General features: G+C 78.9%; 1 protein-coding gene and 1 pseudogene. Both read left to right on the top strand.

The genetic code is table 11. The features are described from left to right. Nucleotides 1-1032, top strand: a 1032-nt coding sequence (locus GT045_RS33390; protein WP_161336485.1) for an AMP-binding protein, incomplete at its 5' end; no start/stop codon positions are given. Nucleotides 1033-1510: 478 nt separating this feature from the next. Then, nucleotides 1511-1728: pseudogene (locus GT045_RS33385) on the top strand (cytochrome P450); the annotation flags it as partial.

Below are 1728 nucleotides of genomic sequence, written 5' to 3'. Positions count from 1 at the left end.
GCTCCCGCCCTGGCCGGTGCCACGCGGGCCGCGGTACCGCCCCGGCCGGTGGACGAGGACGCCGACGCCGTCATCGTGTTCACCTCCGGCACCACGTCCCGGCCGCGCGCCGTGGTGCACACCCGGTCCTCGCTCGCCGCGGGCATGGCCACGGTGGCCGGCCTGGTGCGGCCCGAGCCCGGGCGGCCCGTCCTGGGCGGCACGTTCTTCGTCCTCGTACCGTCCCTCGCGAGCGGCGCGCCGGTGGCGCTGCCCGCCCGGTCCCCCCGCGTCCTGGCCCGGCAGCTGCGCCGGCTCGGCCCGCAGGCCACCTATCTGACACCGCCGCAGCTGCGGGCGGCCCTGGCGGAAGGGGCCCGGTTCAGCGGCCGGGTGTGGACGGGTTCGGCCCCGGCGAGCGCGGGACTGCTCACCCGCGTGAAGGAGGCCGGCGCCGAGGAGGCGTGGGGCGTGTACGCGCTGACCGAGCTGTTCCCCGCCGCGGCCGTCGAGCAGGCCGACAAGGCCGCCCACGACGGCACGGGCGACCTGGTGGGCGCGCCGCTGCCGGGCGTGGTGGCCCGCACGGGCACCTCGGGCGAACTGCTGCTCACCGGGCCGGCCGCCCGCCACCGCTACCTGGGCGAGGCGCCCGACCCGTGGGTGGCCACCGGTGACCGGGCGCGGCTGGACTCCGGCCGGATCGTCCTGGAGGGCCGCGCCAAGGACATGGTGCTCAGGGACGCCGAGAACATCTACCCGGGCCTGTACGAGCCCGCGCTGCACGTGCCAGGCGTCGAACTGGCGCTGCTGGTCGGCGTACCGGCCGGGGACGGCGACGAGCGTCTGGTCGCCGTCGTACAGCCGGGACGGGGTGCCGCCCGGCCGGCGCTGCGGGCCGCGCTGGAGAAGCCGCTGGCGCGCATGGGGGCCGCCCGGCCCGACGCGGTGCTGTTCGCCGAGGTCCCGCTGTCCGGACGCTCCCGCAAGCCCGACCGGGCGGCCACGGCGCGGCTGGCCGCCCGGCACCTGGCGGTGGGGGGCCGACGATGAGGGCCGGCCCGCCGCGGGTGGTGGTACGCGGCGGCCTGCACCGGGCCGCGGGCGGGCCAATGATGAAGGCCGGGCCGCCACGGGTGGTTGCGCGGCGGCCTGCACCGGCCGCGGGCGCGAGGCGGGTGGTGGTACGCGGGGGCCTGCACCGGGCCGCGGGCGCGAGGCGGGTGGTGGTGCGCGGGGGCCTGCACCGGGCCGCGGGCGCGGGGCGCCCGCAGGACGCCGCCGTGGCACCGGGACCACCGCAATCGCCCTCCGACCCTCCGACCTTCCGCCCCTCCGCCCTCCGGCCCCTCCGACCTTCCGACCTTCCGACCTTCCGACCTTCCGCGGACCCTCCGACCCTTCCGGCCATCCGCCCCTACGACCTCCGGCCCCTCCGGCCCTCCGACCCTCCGACCCTCCGACCGCAGGAAGTGCACATTCGATGACCGTCACATCCGGGGCCCGGCGGGCGCGACGCCGGGACCGACGCGTGTACACCCGTTCCCACCCCGTGCTGTTCGCGCTGCTCGCCCTCTCCCGCCGCCGGGCCGTCATCCGGCTGGGCGGCACGGTGCTGGTGCACGGCGGCGAGGCGTACCGGCAGGCGCTCACCCGCGTCCCGCTGGACCGTACCGCGCCCGGCACCACCGGGGGCGCCGCCCTCGAACTGGCCGCCGGCGGGGCGCTGTTCGACCAGCAGGGCTCCGG

Source organism: Streptomyces sp. SID486 (genome assembly GCF_009865385.1).
In the GTDB taxonomy this organism is placed as follows: Bacteria; Actinomycetota; Actinomycetes; order Streptomycetales; family Streptomycetaceae; genus Streptomyces.
The sequence above is the reverse complement of the archived record's forward strand: the minus strand, read 5'-3'. Positions and strand labels throughout refer to the sequence as shown.